General features: G+C 68.3%; 29 protein-coding genes and 1 pseudogene. All 30 read right to left on the minus strand.

Going from position 1 to position 16,503, the window contains the following annotated elements:
* Nucleotides 1–20: 20 nt before the first annotated feature.
* Nucleotides 21–1,043: a DNA-directed RNA polymerase subunit alpha gene (locus ACQPY0_RS54355; RefSeq protein WP_432980301.1), complete on the minus strand. Its 1,023-nt coding sequence runs from the start codon at nt 1,041–1,043 to the stop codon at nt 21–23.
* Nucleotides 1,044–1,210: 167 nt separating this feature from the next.
* Nucleotides 1,211–1,837, minus strand: coding sequence for a 30S ribosomal protein S4 (rpsD, locus tag ACQPY0_RS54360; RefSeq protein ID WP_432980304.1), 627 nt, complete (start codon nt 1,835–1,837; stop codon nt 1,211–1,213).
* 19 nt (nt 1,838–1,856) lie between these two features.
* Complete coding sequence (gene rpsK, locus ACQPY0_RS54365; protein WP_033357646.1) at nt 1,857–2,267, minus strand: 30S ribosomal protein S11; 411 nt, start codon at nt 2,265–2,267, stop codon at nt 1,857–1,859.
* Nucleotides 2,268–2,310: 43 nt separating this feature from the next.
* A complete protein-coding gene (gene rpsM / locus ACQPY0_RS54370; RefSeq protein ID WP_432831892.1) occupies nt 2,311–2,691 on the minus strand; it encodes a 30S ribosomal protein S13 in 381 nt (126 codons plus the stop codon).
* A gap of 175 nt (nt 2,692–2,866) precedes the next feature.
* Entirely contained in the window at nt 2,867–2,983 is a 117-nt protein-coding gene (gene rpmJ / locus ACQPY0_RS54375) for a 50S ribosomal protein L36 (RefSeq protein WP_014440745.1), read from the minus strand.
* 84 nt (nt 2,984–3,067) lie between these two features.
* Complete coding sequence (gene infA / locus ACQPY0_RS54380) at nt 3,068–3,289, minus strand: translation initiation factor IF-1 (RefSeq protein WP_007073013.1); 222 nt, start codon at nt 3,287–3,289, stop codon at nt 3,068–3,070.
* Between the two features lie 188 nt (nt 3,290–3,477).
* Nucleotides 3,478–3,972, minus strand: a complete 495-nt coding sequence (locus tag ACQPY0_RS54385) for a DUF1707 SHOCT-like domain-containing protein (RefSeq protein ID WP_432980308.1) — start codon at nt 3,970–3,972, stop codon at nt 3,478–3,480.
* Between the two features lie 69 nt (nt 3,973–4,041).
* Nucleotides 4,042–4,890, minus strand: coding sequence for a type I methionyl aminopeptidase (gene map, locus ACQPY0_RS54390; protein WP_432980311.1), 849 nt, complete (start codon nt 4,888–4,890; stop codon nt 4,042–4,044).
* Nucleotides 4,891–4,911: 21 nt separating this feature from the next.
* Nucleotides 4,912–5,565, minus strand: a complete 654-nt coding sequence (locus ACQPY0_RS54395; protein ID WP_432980314.1) for an adenylate kinase — start codon at nt 5,563–5,565, stop codon at nt 4,912–4,914.
* A complete protein-coding gene (gene secY, locus ACQPY0_RS54400; RefSeq protein WP_432995819.1) occupies nt 5,565–6,902 on the minus strand; it encodes a preprotein translocase subunit SecY in 1,338 nt (445 codons plus the stop codon). The genes ACQPY0_RS54395 and secY overlap by 1 nt, the downstream gene beginning before the upstream one ends.
* Nucleotides 6,903–7,098: 196 nt before the next feature.
* The gene (gene rplO, locus ACQPY0_RS54405; protein WP_432980317.1) at nt 7,099–7,557 is read right to left on the minus strand and encodes a 50S ribosomal protein L15; all 459 of its coding nucleotides are present in this window, start codon (nt 7,555–7,557) and stop codon (nt 7,099–7,101) included.
* A gap of 4 nt (nt 7,558–7,561) precedes the next feature.
* Entirely contained in the window at nt 7,562–7,744 is a 183-nt protein-coding gene (gene rpmD / locus ACQPY0_RS54410; RefSeq protein WP_360374631.1) for a 50S ribosomal protein L30, read from the minus strand.
* A 2-nt stretch (nt 7,745–7,746) separates the two neighbouring features.
* On the minus strand, nt 7,747–8,373 hold the full coding sequence (rpsE, locus tag ACQPY0_RS54415) for a 30S ribosomal protein S5 (RefSeq protein ID WP_432980320.1): 627 nt from the start codon (nt 8,371–8,373) through the stop codon (nt 7,747–7,749).
* Nucleotides 8,374–8,388: 15 nt separating this feature from the next.
* Nucleotides 8,389–8,784 (minus strand): 50S ribosomal protein L18, encoded by a 396-nt coding sequence (gene rplR / locus ACQPY0_RS54420; RefSeq protein WP_432980323.1) that lies wholly within the window; start codon nt 8,782–8,784, stop codon nt 8,389–8,391.
* Entirely contained in the window at nt 8,781–9,323 is a 543-nt protein-coding gene (rplF, locus tag ACQPY0_RS54425; RefSeq protein WP_432980326.1) for a 50S ribosomal protein L6, read from the minus strand. Before rplF ends, rplR begins: the two co-directional genes overlap by 4 nt.
* Nucleotides 9,324–9,336: 13 nt before the next feature.
* Nucleotides 9,337–9,744, minus strand: a complete 408-nt coding sequence (gene rpsH / locus ACQPY0_RS54430) for a 30S ribosomal protein S8 (protein WP_432980329.1) — start codon at nt 9,742–9,744, stop codon at nt 9,337–9,339.
* Nucleotides 9,745–9,807: 63 nt separating this feature from the next.
* The gene (locus tag ACQPY0_RS54435; protein WP_190249376.1) at nt 9,808–9,993 is read right to left on the minus strand and encodes a type Z 30S ribosomal protein S14; all 186 of its coding nucleotides are present in this window, start codon (nt 9,991–9,993) and stop codon (nt 9,808–9,810) included.
* 13 nt (nt 9,994–10,006) lie between these two features.
* Entirely contained in the window at nt 10,007–10,570 is a 564-nt protein-coding gene (gene rplE, locus ACQPY0_RS54440; protein ID WP_432980332.1) for a 50S ribosomal protein L5, read from the minus strand.
* The gene (rplX, locus tag ACQPY0_RS54445; RefSeq protein WP_432980335.1) at nt 10,570–10,884 is read right to left on the minus strand and encodes a 50S ribosomal protein L24; all 315 of its coding nucleotides are present in this window, start codon (nt 10,882–10,884) and stop codon (nt 10,570–10,572) included. The genes rplE and rplX overlap by 1 nt, the downstream gene beginning before the upstream one ends.
* A 2-nt stretch (nt 10,885–10,886) precedes the next feature.
* Nucleotides 10,887–11,255: a 50S ribosomal protein L14 gene (rplN, locus tag ACQPY0_RS54450; protein ID WP_033357657.1), complete on the minus strand. Its 369-nt coding sequence runs from the start codon at nt 11,253–11,255 to the stop codon at nt 10,887–10,889.
* Between the two features lie 70 nt (nt 11,256–11,325).
* Nucleotides 11,326–11,610: a 30S ribosomal protein S17 gene (gene rpsQ / locus ACQPY0_RS54455; RefSeq protein ID WP_344615991.1), complete on the minus strand. Its 285-nt coding sequence runs from the start codon at nt 11,608–11,610 to the stop codon at nt 11,326–11,328.
* Nucleotides 11,611–11,612: 2 nt separating this feature from the next.
* Nucleotides 11,613–11,852: a 50S ribosomal protein L29 gene (rpmC, locus tag ACQPY0_RS54460; RefSeq protein ID WP_432980338.1), complete on the minus strand. Its 240-nt coding sequence runs from the start codon at nt 11,850–11,852 to the stop codon at nt 11,613–11,615.
* Entirely contained in the window at nt 11,852–12,277 is a 426-nt protein-coding gene (gene rplP, locus ACQPY0_RS54465) for a 50S ribosomal protein L16 (RefSeq protein WP_432980341.1), read from the minus strand. Before rplP ends, rpmC begins: the two co-directional genes overlap by 1 nt.
* Nucleotides 12,278–12,280: 3 nt before the next feature.
* The gene (gene rpsC, locus ACQPY0_RS54470; RefSeq protein WP_432980344.1) at nt 12,281–13,132 is read right to left on the minus strand and encodes a 30S ribosomal protein S3; all 852 of its coding nucleotides are present in this window, start codon (nt 13,130–13,132) and stop codon (nt 12,281–12,283) included.
* A gap of 98 nt (nt 13,133–13,230) precedes the next feature.
* A pseudogene (gene rplV, locus ACQPY0_RS54475) lies at nt 13,231–13,680 on the minus strand (50S ribosomal protein L22); the annotation flags it as partial.
* A 31-nt stretch (nt 13,681–13,711) separates the two neighbouring features.
* Entirely contained in the window at nt 13,712–13,993 is a 282-nt protein-coding gene (rpsS, locus tag ACQPY0_RS54480) for a 30S ribosomal protein S19 (RefSeq protein ID WP_190249384.1), read from the minus strand.
* Between the two features lie 12 nt (nt 13,994–14,005).
* Entirely contained in the window at nt 14,006–14,845 is an 840-nt protein-coding gene (rplB, locus tag ACQPY0_RS54485; RefSeq protein ID WP_432980347.1) for a 50S ribosomal protein L2, read from the minus strand.
* Between the two features lie 12 nt (nt 14,846–14,857).
* On the minus strand, nt 14,858–15,160 hold the full coding sequence (gene rplW, locus ACQPY0_RS54490) for a 50S ribosomal protein L23 (protein ID WP_033357665.1): 303 nt from the start codon (nt 15,158–15,160) through the stop codon (nt 14,858–14,860).
* Nucleotides 15,161–15,163: 3 nt separating this feature from the next.
* Nucleotides 15,164–15,832, minus strand: a complete 669-nt coding sequence (gene rplD / locus ACQPY0_RS54495) for a 50S ribosomal protein L4 (protein WP_432980350.1) — start codon at nt 15,830–15,832, stop codon at nt 15,164–15,166.
* On the minus strand, nt 15,829–16,500 hold the full coding sequence (rplC, locus tag ACQPY0_RS54500; protein ID WP_432980353.1) for a 50S ribosomal protein L3: 672 nt from the start codon (nt 16,498–16,500) through the stop codon (nt 15,829–15,831). Before rplC ends, rplD begins: the two co-directional genes overlap by 4 nt.
* Between the last annotated feature and the right edge of the window lie 3 nt (nt 16,501–16,503).

Here is a 16,503-nt window from a genome sequence, read left to right on the forward strand (position 1 = left end):
CTCTAATACAGCGGCTGGTGTTACAGCTGCTCGGTCTCGCGGTAGTCGTCAGCGTCGTAGTCCACCTCGGCGAAGGAGTCCACGACGTGGGCCGGGTCGAACGTCGGGGCGGAGTCCTTCAGACCCAGACCCATCCCGGCGAGCTTCATCTTGACCTCGTCGATCGACTTCTGACCGAAATTCCTTATATCGAGGAGGTCGGCCTCCGTGCGGCTGATCAGCTCGCCGACGGAGTTGATGCCCTCACGCTTGAGGCAGTTGTACGAGCGGACGGTGAGGTCCAGCTCCTCGATCGGCAGCGCCAGGTCGGCCGCGAGCTGCGCGTCCTGCGGCGACGGGCCGATGTCGATGCCCTCGGCGCTCTCGTCCAGCTCGCGGGCGAGGCCGAACAGCTCCACCAGCGTCGAGCCGGCCGAGGCCAGCGCGGTGCGCGGGGTCAGCGACGCCTTGGTCTCGACGTCGATGATCAGGCGGTCGAAGTCGGTGCGCTGCTCGACGCGGGTCGCCTCGACGCGGTACGTCACCTTGAGCACCGGCGAGTAGATCGAGTCGACCGGGATGCGCCCGATCTCCTGACCCTGCTGCTTGTTCTGGTTGGCCGTCACGTAGCCGCGGCCGCGCTCGACCGTCAGCTCCATGTCGAGCCGGCCCTTGCCGTTGAGGGTCGCCAGCTTGAGGTCGGGGTTGTGCACGGAGACGCCGGCCGGGGGCTGGATGTCGCCCGCCGTGACGTCGCCGGGGCCCTGCTTACGCAGGTACATCGAGACCGGCTCGTCGAGCTCGGAGCTGACGCACAGCTCCTTGATGTTCATGACGAGCTCGACCACGTCCTCCTTGACGCCGGGGATCGTGGTGAACTCGTGCAGCACGCCGTCGATCTTGATGCTCGTCACCGCCGCGCCCGGGATCGAGCTGAGCAGGGTGCGCCGCAGCGAGTTGCCGAGGGTGTACCCGAAGCCCGGCTCGAGGGGCTCGATGGTGAACTTGGACCGGACCTCGCTGATGGTCTCTTCCGCGAGTGTGGGCCGCTGTGAGATGAGCACTTTCTGTTCCTCCAGTTCGTTGCGCGCCCGCTATTTGACGCGCTCCGGATCGGCGGGGCCGGTCTGGCTCGATGGCGCTTTGCGAGGATCGACCCAGACCGGGCGCGCCCAGTCTGGCTCGATGACGCTTCGCAAGGATCGACCCAGACCAGGCGCCGACGATGTTGCTACTTGCTGTAGAGCTCGACGATGAGCTGCTCCTGGACCTGGGTGTCGATGACCTGCCGCTGCGGCAGGCTGTGCACCAGGACCTTGAACTCGCTCGGGATGAACTCCAGCCACGCGGGGACGGTCTTGCTGCCCGCGAGGCCCTGCGCGATCTGGAAGGGGGTCAGCTCCCGCGACTTCTCGCGCACCTGCACGATGTCGTGCTCGCGCAGACGGTACGACGGGATGTCGACCTTCCGGCCGTTGACCACGATGTGGCCGTGCTTGACGAGCTGGCGGGCCATGTCGCGGGACGAGGCCAGGCCGGCGCGGTACACGACGTTGTCCAGCCGCGACTCGAGGATCTTCAGCAGCTCCTCACCGGTCTTGCCCGGCTTGGCCACGGCTTCCTCGTAGTAGCCGGCGAACTGCCGCTCCAGCACGCCGTAGATGCGGCGGGCCTTCTGCTTTTCGCGCAGCTGCAGGAGGTACTCGGTCTCCTTCGGCCGGCCGCGGCCGTGCTGGCCGGGCGGGAAGGGACGCGACTCGAACGGGCACTTCGGCCCGTCGCACTTGCTGCCCTTGAGGAACAGCTTCATCTTCTCGCGCCGGCAACGGCGGCAGTCGGCACCTGTGTAGCGAGCCATGTTCTCTTCGTCTCTTCCCTTAGACCCGGCGGCGCTTCGGCGGACGGCAGCCGTTGTGCGGCTGCGGCGTGACGTCAGAGATCTGCCCGACCTCCAGGCCGACGGCCTGCAGCGAGCGGATCGCGGTCTCCCGGCCGGAGCCCGGGCCCTTCACGAAGACGTCGACCTTGCGCATGCCGTGCTCCATCGCGCGGCGCGCGGCGGCCTCGGCGGCCAGCTGCGCGGCGAACGGGGTCGACTTGCGCGAGCCCTTGAAGCCCACCTGGCCGGCGGACGCCCAGGAGATGACGGCACCGGTCGGGTCGGTGATCGACACGATGGTGTTGTTGAACGTGCTCTTGATGTGCGCCTGCCCGTGGGCGACGTTCTTGCGTTCCTTGCGCCGGACCTTCTTGACAGCGGTCGCGCCGGCGCGAGCCTTCGGCGGCATTCTCTATGCGCTCCTAGATACGTTTCTGATCTCGAACCGGCGGTTACTTCTTGCCCGGCTTCTTCTTGCCGGCGACCGTGCGCTTCGGCCCCTTGCGGGTGCGCGCGTTGGTCCGGGTGCGCTGACCGCGCACGGGCAGGCCCTTGCGGTGCCGGATGCCCTCGTAGCAGCCGATCTCGACCTTGCGGCGGATGTCCGCGGCGACCTCGCGGCGCAGGTCACCTTCAACCTTGTAGTTGGCCTCGATGTGGTCGCGCAGCTGCACGACCTCTTCATCGGTCAGGTCCCGGGCCCGCTTGTTCGGGTCGATGCCCGTGGCGGCCAGGGTCTCCACGGCGCGGGTACGCCCGATGCCGTAGATGTAGGTGAGTGCGATCTCGGTGCGCTTGTCGCGCGGGAGATCGACACCGACGAGACGTGCCATAGGTGGGCGTGCTCCTCATGTGTGCGGAGGTCTGTGCCCGCTCCGCTCCCGTCTGCCCACAGACGGGCCCCGGCCTCCGACCGGGGGTGCAGCCCACGCGCGCCGCCGTGACCGGCGGGTCGCCCGTGGCTGGAACGGGCTGAATACGAAAGGTGGATCCGGCAGAGCCCGGGACTCAGCCCTGGCGCTGCTTGTGGCGCGGGTCAGTGCTACAGATGACCATGACCCGGCCATGCCGCCGGATCACCCGGCAGTTGTTGCAGATCCGCTTGACGCTCGGCTTGACCTTCACGGTGTGCCTAACTCTCGCTGTGCGCGCACGCTCGGGGTGAGCGGGCACGACAGAACCCGACCGTTACCTGGGTACCGACACCGATTACTTGTAGCGGTAGACGATGCGCCCGCGAGTGAGGTCGTAGGGCGAGAGCTCCACGACGACACGGTCCTCGGGCAGGATGCGGATGTAGTGCTGCCGCATCTTTCCGCTGATGTGCGCCAAGACCTTGTGGCCATTGGCCAGCTCCACCCGGAACATCGCGTTGGGAAGTGGCTCGATCACTCGGCCCTCGATCTCGATGGCCCCGTCTTTCTTCGGCATGTCCTCCGCTACCTGACATCGGGTCTGGTGGTCGACGCTCGCATCCTTTTTCTCAGGGGCATCCAACCCCTGAGCCAGCCGCGGCTCCGGACACACCACTAGAAGCGCGTGGAGGCATGCCGGAGTGGACGCTTTGCGCCAATGCGCAAGTCTACGCGCGGGACCGCAACGTACCAAATCCGGGGTGCCTAGCTGTCGCGGTAGCGCCGTTGACGATTGTCGTCGGGGCTGTTACCCAGCACCTTCACCGAGAACGTCGAGGCCAGCAGCACCGCGCCCCAGGGCCCGGCGACCCACATCGGCCAGAAGTAGACGGCCTCGCCACTGGAGAGGCTGACCAGGGCCCAGATGACCACGTTGACCGAGACGGCCACGAGCCAGGCGCTCCAGATGCCGACCAGCCACTTCGGGTTGCTTCGCTCGCCCCGGTCCGGCCGCTCGTCCGGGTCGTCGGCCACGGGCTCAAGGGGCTCGACCCGGGAGCCGCCGGCCGAGTGGAAACCGGGCAGGTCCTTGAGGATCCCGTCCAGGTCGCCGTAGGTGCGCGCGGCGTAGGTCTCCTTGAGCCGGTCGTCATACTCGCCGAGCGACAGCCGGCCCTCGTCGAGCGCCGCCTTCAGGCGCTCCGCCACGAACTGCCGGTCCACGTCGGCCGCGCGCAGGTCTTCCCGCCGGTCTGCCACCGCTCCCCCTTCGGACACTGCCCACAGCATCGCACCGAGCGCCACGCAGCTTCCACCCCGGAATTTCCCTTACTCGGTCGCGGGAACCGGCTCACGGGCCGTTACCAGGTCCCCCAGCCGGCCCCGGCCGCCGTCGTGGGCGGTGAGCACCCACACGCCGTCCTCGCAGAACGCCATCGTGTGCTCGACGTGCGCGGCGGCGGAGCCGTCGAGGGTGACCACCGTCCAGCCGTCGTCGAGCTCGGCGACCTTCGGCTTGCCCCGGGTGACCATCGGCTCGATCGCCAGCGCCATGCCCGGGCGCAGCATCGGACCCTTGCCCGGGCGCCCCGAGTTCTGCACGAACGGGTCCTGGTGCATCGCGCTGCCGATGCCGTGGCCGCCGTAGCCCTCGACGATGCCGTAGCGCCCGGCCTTGCGGATCGAGGACTGGATGGCGAACGAGATGTCGGTCAGCCGCCCCTTGCCGGAGCGCGCCCCACGCGCGGCCGCGGCGATGCCGGCCCACATGGCGTCCTCGGTAACCCGCACGAGCCCGCGCAGGTCGGGGTGCACCTCCCCGACGCCGACCGTGATCGCCGCGTCGCCGTGCCACCCGTCGAGGTCCGCACCGCAGTCGATCGAGATCAGGTCCCCCTCGCGCAGCACCTGCCGCTCGCTGGGGATCGCGTGCACGACCTGGTCGTTGACCGACGAGCAGATCGAGGCCGGGTAGCCGTGGTAGCCCTTGAACGACGGAACCGCGCCCGCGGCCCGGATGGTCTCCTCGGCGATGCGGTCCAGCTCCGCCGTGGAGACGCCGGGCGCGACCGCCGCCCGCATGCGCTCCAGCGCGTCGGCGACGACCAGCCCGGCGCGGCGCATGAGGCCGATCTGCTCCGGGGTCTTCAGCTCGATCTCGACCTGGTGGTGAGCCATGTGGAACCTACTCGCGAAGGATCAGGCGCCGTAGGAACGCAGCGCGTCGATCGCGCGCACGGTGACGTCCTCGACCGGGCCCGTGGCGTCGATGCCCACCAGCTTGCCCTGGGCGCCGTAGTAATCGACCAGCGGCGACGTGTCCCGGGCATAGACCTTCAGCCGCTCGGCGATGGTCTCGGCCCGGTCGTCGTCACGCTGGAACAGCTCGCCGCCGCAGCGGTCGCAGACGCCGTCGTGGGTCGGGGCGTCGAACTCGACGTGCCAGATCTTGCCGCAGCCGCGACAGGTCCGCCGGCCCGAGAGCCGGCGGATGACCTCTTCGTTCTCCACGACGAGCTCGAGGACGATGTCCAGCCCGGTGCCGAGGTCGGCCAGCAGCTTGTCCAGCGCGTTGGCCTGCGGCACCGTGCGCGGGAACCCGTCGAGCAGGAACCCGTCCGTGGCGTCGCCCTCGGCGAGCCGGTCGGAGACCATGTTGATGGTCACCTCGTCCGGCACCAGCTGGCCCGCGTCCATGTAGCGCTTGGCTTCCACGCCGAGCGGGGTGCCCTGCCCGACGTTGGCCCGGAAGATGTCGCCCGTGGAGATTTTGGGCACAGCGAGGTGCGCGGCGATGTACTCAGCCTGGGTCCCCTTGCCCGCCCCGGGGGGACCTACCAGCACCAGCCTCACTACCGCAGGAACCCTTCGTAGTTGCGCTGCATCAGCTGACTCTCGATCTGCTTCACCGTCTCGAGGCCAACGCCAACAATAATGAGCACCGCCGTGCCACCGAACGGGAAGTTCTGCAGAGCCTGTCCGCCGCCCACGATCCCGATGAGCAGGTTGGGCAAGATCGAGATGATGCCCAGGTAAAGCGCGCCGGGGAGGGTGATGCGGCTGAGGATGAAGTCAAGATACTCGGCCGTGGGCTTGCCCGGGCGGATGCCCGGTACGAATCCACCGTACTTCCGCATGTTGTCCGCCACCTCGGTCGGGTTGAAGGTGATGGAGACGTAGAAGTAGGTGAAGAAGATGATCAGCAGGAAGTAGATCGAGATGTGCCAGGCGCTGTTCTGCGGCACGATGTTCCGGTTGATCCACAGGATCGTCTTGTTCGTCGTGTCAGTGCCGGCGAACGAGGTGATCAGCTGCGGCAGGTAGAGCAGCGACGAGGCGAAGATGACCGGGATGACGCCCGCCTGGTTGACCTTCAGCGGGATGTAGGTCGAAGTCCCGCCGTACATCCTCCGGCCGATCATCCGCTTGGCGTACTGCACCGGGATGCGCCGCTGGGCCTGCTCGAGGAAGACCACGAAGGCGATGACGACGACCGCCAGGCCGACGATCACGAAGAACGTGGTCTTGTTGTCCTGCCAGATCTGGATGCCCTCGATCGGCAGCCGGGCCGCGATCGAGGTGAAGATCAGGACCGACATGCCGTTGCCGACGCCGCGGTCGGTGACCAGCTCGCCCAGCCACATGATGACGCCGGTGCCGGCGGTCATCGTGACGACCAGCGAGGCGAGCACGAGCCACATCGGCAGCTTGCCGGTGTCCGGGATGATCGGGAACTGCGACTGGTCGCACGCGCCGCCGAAGAGCTGGCCGGACCGCGCCAGGGCGACGAACGCCGAGGCCTGCAGGATGCCGAGGCCGAGAGTCAGGTAGCGCGTGTACTGCGTGATCTTCGCCTGGCCCGACTGCCCCTCCTTGCGCAGCTGCTCCAGGCGCGGGATCACGACCGTCAGCAGCTGCAGGATGATGCTCGCGGTGATGTAGGGCATGATGCCCAGCGCGAACACCGACAGCTGGAGAAGCGCCCCGCCGGAGAACAGGTTCAACAGGGTGAAGACCTGGTTGTCCTTGCTGTTCTCGACGATGTTGAGGCACTTCTGCACGTTGCCGTACGACACGCCCGGGCTGGGCAGGGTCGCACCGAGCCGGTACACACCGATCATCAGCAACGTGAACAGAATTTTCTTGCGCAGGTCAGGCGTTCGGAACGCGCTAACAAAGGCGGAGAGCAACTTCATCCTCCTGCGCAAGGCGGCCGGTCGTTCGGCCGACGAGGTGGGGTCCGGCTGGTGCTGGTGTCACTGTCGAACGTATGAGTCGAGCGTGTCATTGCGCAACGGACTCTAACAGGATGTCCGGAGCACATCACGCCCGGCTTTGGACGCGCCGCGTGGCGCCCACCGAGATGGTGGACGCCACGATAGCGCTCTATTCGCTGCCGCCGCCGAGCAGCTTCACCGAGCCGCCGGCCGCCTTGATCTTCGCCTCGGCCGTCGCGCTGAACTTGTGCGCGCTGACCTGCAGCTTCACGCCGCCGAGCTCACCGTCGCCGAGCACCTTGACCAGCTCGCCCTTGCGGACGGCACCGGCCTCGACCAGCTCGGCCACGCCGACCTCGCCGCCCTGCGGGAAAATTTCCGCGAGGCGTGCAAGATTCACAACCTGGAACTCGATCCGGTTGCGGTTGCGGAAGCCCTTGAGCTTCGGCAGGCGCATGTGGAGGGGCATCTGCCCACCCTCGAACGCCGCCGAGATGTTCTTACGGGCCTTGGAGCCCTTGGTACCACGACCGGCGGTCTTGCCCTTGGAGCCCTCACCGCGACCCACGCGGGTCTTCTCGGTCTTGGCTCCGGGGGCCGGCCGCAGGTGGTGCAGCTTGATCGTCATCGGATTACTCCACCTCTTCCACGGTGACGAGGTGCGCCACGGTGTGGATCATGCCGCGGATCTCCGGGCGGTCCTCCTTGACGACCACGTCGCGGATCCGCTTCAGGCCGAGCGAGCGCAGCGTGTCCCGCTGGTTCTGCTTGCCGCCGATCTCGGACCGGATCTGGGTCACCTTCAGACGGGCCATGGCTACGCCCCCACCCCGGCACGCGCGGCCAGCATGGCGGCCGGCGCGACGTCCTCGACCGGGAGACCACGGCGCGCGGCCACGGCCTCCGGGGCCTCCAGCTTCTTCAGCGCCGCCACCGTCGCGTGGACGATGTTGATGGCGTTGGAGGAGCCGAGGCTCTTGGAGAGCACGTCGTGGATGCCCGCGCACTCCAGGACGGCGCGGACCGGGCCGCCGGCGATGACGCCCGTACCAGCGGAGGCCGGCTTGAGCAGCACCACGCCGGCCGCCTCCTCGCCGATCACCGGGTGCGGGATGGTCGCCGCGAGCCGCGGAACCTTGAAGAAGTGCTTCTTGGCCTCCTCGACGCCCTTGGCGATGGCCGCGGGCACCTCCTTGGCCTTTCCGTAGCCGACGCCGACCGTGCCGTCACCGTCGCCGACGATCACCAGGGCGGTGAAGCTGAAGCGACGACCACCCTTCACGACCTTGGCGACGCGGTTGATCGCGACGACCCGCTCGAGGTGCGGGGTCTTCTCGGCGGGCGCGTTGCCGCGGCCGCCACCCTCGCGACGATTCTCGCGACGGCCGCCACCACCTTCTTGGGTGTTACCGGACCCGCCGCCCCTGCGCTGAGGACCAGGCATGAACGTTTCTCCTTCTTAGAACTCGAGTCCGGCTTCGCGGGCGGCGTCCGCCAGGGCCGCGATGCGGCCGGCGTACCTGTTGCCACCACGGTCGAAGACGACCTTGCCGACACCCGCGGCCTTCGCCCGCTCGGCGAGCAGAATGCCGACCTTCGCGGCCTGCGCCTTCTTGTCGCCGTCGGTGCCACGGATGGTCGCGTCGAGCGTCGAGGCCGCGGCCAGCGTGTGGCCCTTGAGGTCGTCGACGATCTGCGCGGTGATGTTCCGCAGAGAGCGGGTGACCACCAGGCGGGGACGCTCGGCGGTGCCACTGACGTGCTTGCGGATGCGGAAGTGCCGGCGAGCACGCCCCGTGCGGCGCGCGGCGGCAACGCCGCCGGAGTTGCGGCGCTTGAGCAGCGTGGCGCTCATTTCTTACCAGCCTTTCCGGCCTTGCGGCGGATGACCTCGCCCTGGTAACGCACGCCCTTGCCCTTGTACGGCTCCGGCGGGCGGATCTTGCGGATGTTGGCGGCGACCTCGCCGACCTGCTGCTTGTCGATGCCGGCGATGTGGAACACCGTCGGCTTCTCGACCGTGAAGGTGATGCCGGGCGGTGGCGTCACCAGGACCGGGTGAGAGAACCCTAGCGCGAACTCGAGGTCGCTGCCCTTGGCCGTGACGCGGTAGCCGGTGCCGGCGATCTCCAGGCTCTTGCGGTAGCCCTCGGTCACGCCGACCACCATGTTGGAGATCAGCGTGCGGGTGAGGCCGTGCAGTTCCTTGGACTTGCGCTCGTCGTTCGGGCGCACGACGTTGTAGCTGCCGTCCTCGGCCCGCTCGAACGTGATCGGCTCGGCGACGGTGTGGGTGAGCTCGCCCTTGGGGCCCTTGACGGTGACGACCGGGCCATCGACCTTGATGTCAACGCCCGCGGGCACCGTGATCGGCTTACGTCCGATTCGAGACATGTGATGCCCTCCCTTACCAGACGTAGGCGAGGACTTCCCCGCCCACCCCTCGCTTGCGGGCCTGCTTGTCGGTCAGGAGGCCCTGGGACGTCGAGATGATGGCCACACCGAGACCACCGAGCACGCGCGGCATCTCGACAGACTTCGCGTAGACGCGGAGGCCGGGCTTCGACACGCGGCGGATGCCGGCGAGGCTGCGCTCACGGTTCTGCCCGTACTTGAGGTCGACGATCAGCGTCTTGCCGACCTTGCCCTCGTCCGGGTCCTGAACCTGCCACGCGGACACGTAGCCCTCGGTCTTGAGCACCTCGGCGATGTTCGCCTTGATCTTCGAATATGGCATCGACACCCGGTCGTGGTACGCCTGGTTGGCGTTGCGCAGACGGGTCAGCATGTCTGCGATCGGGTCGGTCATGGTCATGGGTTTGTCAGCCTTTCTCGCCGCGGTTCCGCACCGGCTCGGTGGGCCTGCGGCGAAGGAGGATTACCAGGAAGCCTTGGAAACGCCGGGCAGTTCGCCACGGTGCGCCATCTCGCGGATGCACACGCGGCACAGGCCGAACTTGCGGTAGACGGCCTTGGGCCGGCCGCAGCGCTGGCAGCGGGTGTACGCGCGGACCGCGAACTTGGGCTTCGCGGCGGCCTTGAGGACGAGAGCCTTCTTCGCCATTGGTCAGTTCTCCCTAGTTCTCACGGAAGGGGAAGCCGAGCAGCTTGAGCAGCGCGCGACCTTCCTCGTCCGTGCGGGCGGTGGTGACCACGGTGATGTCCATCCCTCGCGGCCGGTCGATGCGGTCCTGGTCGATCTCGTGGAACACCGACTGCTCGGTGAGACCGAACGTGTAGTTGCCGTTGCCGTCGAGCTTGCGCCCGTCGAGACCGCGGAAGTCGCGGATACGCGGCAGCGCGATCGACAGCAGCCGGTCCAGGAACTCCCACATGCGGTCGTTGCGCAGGGTGACCTTGGCACCGATCGGCATGCCCTCGCGGAGCTTGAACTGTGCGATGGACTTGGTCGCCCGGCGCACCTGCGGCTTCTGGCCGGTGATCGTGGCCAGGTCGCGCACGGCACCGTCGATCAGCTTGGAGTCGCGAGCGGCCTCGCCGACACCCATGTTGACGACGACCTTCACCACGCCCGGGATCTGCATGACGTTGGCGTACTTGAACTGCTCCCGCATCGCACCGGCGATCTCGTCGCGGTAGCGCTGCTTGAGGCGCGGGTTCACCTTCTCGACCGTCGTCATCACAGTTCCTTACCGGAACGGCGGGACACGCGGGTCTTCACGCCGTTCTCGTCCTCGCGGGAGCCGACGCGGGTGGCGTTGCCGTCCGAGTCGATCACCATCACGTTGGAGATGTGGATCGGGGCTTCCTGCGTCACGATGCCGCCGGTCTTCGAGCCCCGCTGGGTGGTGCGGATGCGGGTGTGCTTCTTGACCCGGTTGACGCCCTCCACGACGACCTTGTCCTCGCGAGGCAGTGCGGACAGGACCTTGCCGCGGGAACCCTTGTCCTTGCCGGCGATGACGAGGACGGTGTCGCCCTTCTTCACCTTCATGGCTACAACACCTCCGGCGCGAGCGAGATGATCTTCATGAAACGCTTGTCCCGGAGCTCACGCCCGACCGGGCCGAAGATACGGGTACCGCGCGGGTCGCCACCGTCCTTGATGATCACGGCGGCGTTCTCGTCAAAGCGGATGTACGAGCCGTCCGGCCGGCGCCGCTCCTTCGTGGTGCGGACGACAACGGCCTTGACCACGTCGCCCTTCTTCACGCCGGCGCCCGGGATGGCGTCCTTCACCGTGGCCACGATGATGTCGCCGATGCCTGCGTAGCGGCGGCCGGAGCCACCGAGCACACGGATGCACAGGATTTCCCGGGCTCCCGTGTTGTCGGCGACGCGCAGCCGCGACTCCTGCTGAATCACGCTTGTCTCCTAATGTCTGCCAGTTCTCGGCGCCGGGAGCACCGGCGCCGAGCTTGGCGGAACGACGGCCTTACTTGGCCTTTTCGAGGATCTCCACGACCCGCCAGCGCTTGGTCGCCGACAGGGGGCGGGTCTCCATGAGCAGCACCCGGTCACCGACGCCACACGCGTTCTGCTCGTCGTGCGCCTTCAGCTTGCTGGTGCGGCGCATGACCTTGCCGTACAGCGGGTGCTTGACCTGGTCCTCGACCGCCACGACGACGGTCTTGTTCATCTTGTCGCTGACCACGAGGCCCTCGCGGACCTTGCGGCGGCCGCGCACCTCGGTGCCCGACTCGGTCGTCTGCTCGCTCATGCTCATGCCACCTCAGCCACAGCGTCGGGCGCGGCCGAAAGACCCAGCTCGCGCTCGCGCATGATCGTGTAGATCCGGGCGATGTCCCTGCGGATGGTCTGCAGCCGCCCATGGTTGTCCAGCTGGCCGGTGGCCGACTGCACGCGGAGGTTGAACAGCTCCGCCTTGGCTTCCCGCAGCTTCTCGACCAGGCTCTCGTCGGACAGCTCACGCAGCTCGGTCGCCTTGATACCGGCGGCCATCACACATCAGCCCCTTCGCGCGTGACGATCCGGCACTTCAGCGGAAGCTTGTGGATCGCGCGTCGCATTGCTTCCCGGGCGATCTGCTCGTTCGGGAACGACATCTCGAAGAGGATCCGGCCCGGCTTGATGTTGGCGATCCACCACTCCGGCGAGCCCTTGCCGGAACCCATGCGGGTCTCGGCCGGCTTCTTGGTGATGGAGCGGTCCGGGAAGATGGTGATCCAGACCTTGCCACCACGGCGGATGTGCCGGGTCATCGCGATACGCGCCGCCTCGATCTGGCGGTTCGTGATGTACGCGGGCTCGAGGGCCTGGATACCGAACTCGCCGAACACGACGCGCGTGCCGCCCTTGGCCGGACCGTGCCGGTCCGGGTGGTGCGGCTTGCGGAAGCCCTTCGGGGGCTTACGAGGGATCAGCATTCGTCAGCCCTCCTGCTGCGTCTCTGCCGGAGCGGCGGCCGCCTCCGCGGCGGGCGCGCTGTCGCCGGCGGCCTCGGCGGCCTGCGCGGCGGCCGCTGCGCGGCCGGCCTCGGTGCCACCGGCGGTCGTGCCGGACGAGCCGGAGCGGCCGCGTCGCGGGCGCTCGGGCCGGTCGGCGCGGTCACGGCGGCCCCGCGGAGCGGCGGCCTCGGCCGGCGCCTCGCGACCCGGAACGGCGTCGCCCTTGTAGATCCAGACCTTCACACCGATGCGGCCGAAGGTCGTGCGGGCCTCGAAGAAGCCGTACTCGATGTTCGCGCGCAGCGAGTGCAGCGGGACGCGACCCTCGCGGTAGAACTCGGTCCGGCTCATCTCGGCGCCGCCCAGACGGCCCGAGACCTGCACCCGGATGCCGCGCACCAGCGTGTTCTTCATCGCCGACTGCATCGACTTACGCATCGCCCGGCGGAAGCTGACCCGGCTGGACAGCTGCTCGGCCACGGCCTGCGCGACGAGCTGGGCGTCCGACTCGGGGCTCTTCACCTCGAGGATGTTGAGCTGGACCTGCTTGCCGGTGAGCTTCTCGAGCTCGGCGCGGATGCGGTCCGCCTCGGCGCCCTTGCGGCCGATGACGATGCCCGGGCGGGCCGTGTGGATGTCCACGCGGACCCGGTCGCGGGTGCGCTCGATGTCGACCTTGGCGATGCCGGCGCGCTCCAGGCCCTTGGACATCATCCGACGGATCTTGACGTCCTCGGCGATGTAGTCCTTGTAGAGCTTGTCGGCGTACCAGCGCGACTTCCAGTCGGTGCTGATGCCGAGCCGGAACCCGTGCGGGTGAACCTTCTGACCCATTACTCGGTCCCTTCCTCGGCGTCAGCCGGCTCGGCTGCCGCCTTCTTGGCCGGAGCCTTCTTGGCCACCGCCTTCTTGGCGGCGGGCGCGGACTCGACCTCGTCGGTCTCGTCCGTCTCCGGCGTCACGGCCTTCGCCGCCCGGGTCGCCTTGGCCACGCCGGCCTTCGCCGCGCGGGCCTGGGCAGCCGGGACGCTCTCGACCACGATCGTGATGTGGCTGGTGCGCTTGCGGATCCGGTACGCCCGGCCCTGCGCCCGCGGCCGGAACCGCTTGAGCGTCGGGCCCTCGTCGACGTAGGCCTCGGCGACCAGGAGCGAATCGGGGTCGAGACGCTCGTTGTTCTCTGCGTTGGCGATGGCGCTGGCAAGCACCTTGTAGACCGGCTCGCTCGCCGACTGCGGCGCGAACTGCAGCACCGTGAGCGCCTCACGCGCGGGCAGGCCGCGCACGAGGTTCACCACACGGCGCGCCTTCATCGGCGACACGCGCACGTGCCGCGCGATCGCCCGCGCACCGGGCACCGCCGCCTCGCTCTTCGTTGGCATCGGGAAATCCCCTTGATTCCTATCGGCTGCCTTAGCGGCGGCGGCTCTTCCGGTCGTCCTTCTCGTGACCCTTGAACGTGCGGGTCAGCGCGAACTCGCCGAGCTTGTGCCCGACCATCGCCTCGGTCACGAACACGGGCACGTGCTTGCGCCCGTCGTGGACGGCGATCGTGTGGCCGAGCATCTCGGGAACGATCGTCGAGCGGCGCGACCAGGTCTTGATGACGTTCTTGGAATTCTTGGCGTTCTGGACTTCCACCTTCTTGATCAGGTGGTCGTCAACGAACGGGCCCTTCTTCAGGCTGCGAGGCATTACTCAGGCTCCTTAGCCGCGCTTCCGGGTGGCGTAACGCCGACGGACGATGAGACGGTCGCTCGGCTGGCCCTTGCGCCGCGTGCGGCCCTCCGGCTTGCCCTTCGGGTTGACCGGGTGGCGACCACCCGAGGTCTTACCCTCACCACCACCGTGCGGGTGGTCGATCGGGTTCATCGCGACACCACGGACGGTCGGGCGCTTGCCCTTCCACCGCATGCGGCCGGCCTTGCCCCAGTTGATGTTCGACTGGTCGGCGTTGCCGATCTCGCCCACGGTCGCGCGGCAGTGCACGTCGACGCGCCGGATCTCACCCGAGGGCATACGCAGCGTGGCGTACTGCCCCTCGCGGCCCAGCAGCTGGATGCCCACGCCGGCCGAGCGGGCCAGCTTGGCACCGCCGCCCGGGCGCAGCTCCACCGCGTGGACGGTGGTACCGACCGGGATGTTGCGCAGCGGCAGGTTGTTGCCCGGCTTGATGTCCGCGCCGGCGCCGGCCTCGACCGCGTCGCCCTGCTTGAGGTCCTTCGGGGCGATGATGTAGCGCTTCTCGCCGTCGGCGTAGTGCAGCAGGGCGATGCGCGCGGTGCGGTTGGGGTCGTACTCGATGTGCGCGACCTTGGCGGGGATGCCGTCCTTGTCCGCGCGCCTGAAGTCGATCAACCGGTACTGGCGCTTGTGCCCGCCGCCCTGGTGCCGCGCGGTGATCCGCCCGTGCACGTTGCGGCCGCCCTTGTTCGGCAGCGGCACGAGCAGCGACTTCTCCGGCGTCGACCGGGTGATCTCCGCGAAGTCGGCAACGCTCGAACCACGACGACCGGGCGTCGTCGGCTTGTACTTACGGATAGCCATCGTCTATACCCCTCAGCTGACCGGTCCGCCGAAGGCTTCGATCCGGTCACCCTCGGCGAGCTTCACCATCGCCCGCTTCGTGTCCTTGCGCTTGCCCCAACCCGTGCGGGTCCGCTTGCGCTTGCCTTCGCGATTGATGGTGTTGACCGACAGGACGCGGACGTTGAAGATCTGCTGGATCGCGATCTTGATCTCGGTCTTGTTGGCGTCCGGGTGCACCAGGAACGTGTACCAGTTGCGGTTGAGCTCGCTGTAGCTCTTCTCCGAGACCACCGGCTGGATGATCACGTCCCGCGGGTCGGCGATCGTCGCCATGGCTCAGCCCTCCTCGTTGCTGTCGGCGTCGGCGCTCGCGCTCGACTCGGCCGGCACCCCGAGGAACTCGTCCAGCGCCGCCGAGGTGAAGACGACCTGGTCGGCGACGAGCACGTCGTGGGTGTTGAGCTGGTCGGCGACCAGCAGGTGCACCGACTGCTCGTTGCGCAGGCTCAGCCAGTTGGCCTCGTCGTCGCGGGCCAGGACCACCAGGACCCGGCGGGCCTCGGTGATGCCGCGCAGCACCGCCAGCGCGTCCTTGGTCTTCGGCGTCTCGCCCTCGATGAAGGTCTCGACGACGTGGATGCGACCCTCGCGGGCGCGGTCCGACAGCGCACCGCGCAGGGCGGCGGCCTTCATCTTCTTGTTCACCCGCTGGGTGTAGTCACGCGGCACGGGGCCGTGGACCACGCCACCACCGGTGAACTGCGGCGCGCGGATCGAGCCCTGGCGGGCGCGACCGGTGCCCTTCTGCTTGTAAGGCTTCTTGCCGCCGCCGGCGACCTCGCCGCGGCTCTTGGCCTTGTGCGTGCCCTGGCGGGCCGCGTTGAGCTGGGCCACGACGACCTGGTGCATCAGCGGGATGCTGGCCTGCGCGTCGAAGATCTCGTCGGGGAGCTCGACGGTGCCGCTGTTCGTGCCGTCGGCCTTACGAACGTCGACGGTGCTCATTTGGTGATCCCGCCCTTCTGCGCCTTCGCCTCGGTCTTGGCCGCGCTGCGCAGGAGCACCAGGCTGCCCTTCGGGCCGGGGACGGCACCCCGGACCAGGATCAGGCCCTGCTCGGCGTCGACCGCCTGGACGGTGACGTTCTGCACGGTGAAGCGCGCGCCACCCATGCGACCGGCCATCCGCACGCCCTTGAAGACGCGACCGGGGGTCGCGCAGGCGCCGATCGAGCCGGGCGAGCGGTGCTTGCGCTCGACACCGTGGCTGGCCCGCAGGCCGTGGAAGCCGTGCCGCTTCATGACACCGGCGTAGCCCTTGCCCTTGGTGCGGCCGGTCACGTCGATGCGCTGGCCGGCGGCGAAGGTGTCGGCGTTGATCTCCTGGCCGAGCGAGTAGTCGCCCGCGTCGGTGGTCCGCAGCTCGACGACGTGCCGGCGCGGCGCGACGTCCGCCTTGGCGAAGTGACCGGCGCGCGGCTTGTTGACCTTGCGGGGGTCGATCTGGCCCCACGCCAGCTGGACCGCCGAGTAGCCGTCGTTGTCGGGCGTGCGCACCTGGGTCACGACGCACGGGCCGGCCTGCACCACGGTCACGGGGACAACCTTGCCGTTGTCCCAGACCTGGGTCATGCCGAGCTTCTCACCCAGGATGCCCTTGACTTGCCTGTCCATAAG

The organism is Dactylosporangium sp. CA-233914 (assembly GCF_050942935.1).
In the GTDB taxonomy this organism is placed as follows: Bacteria; Actinomycetota; Actinomycetes; order Mycobacteriales; family Micromonosporaceae; genus Dactylosporangium.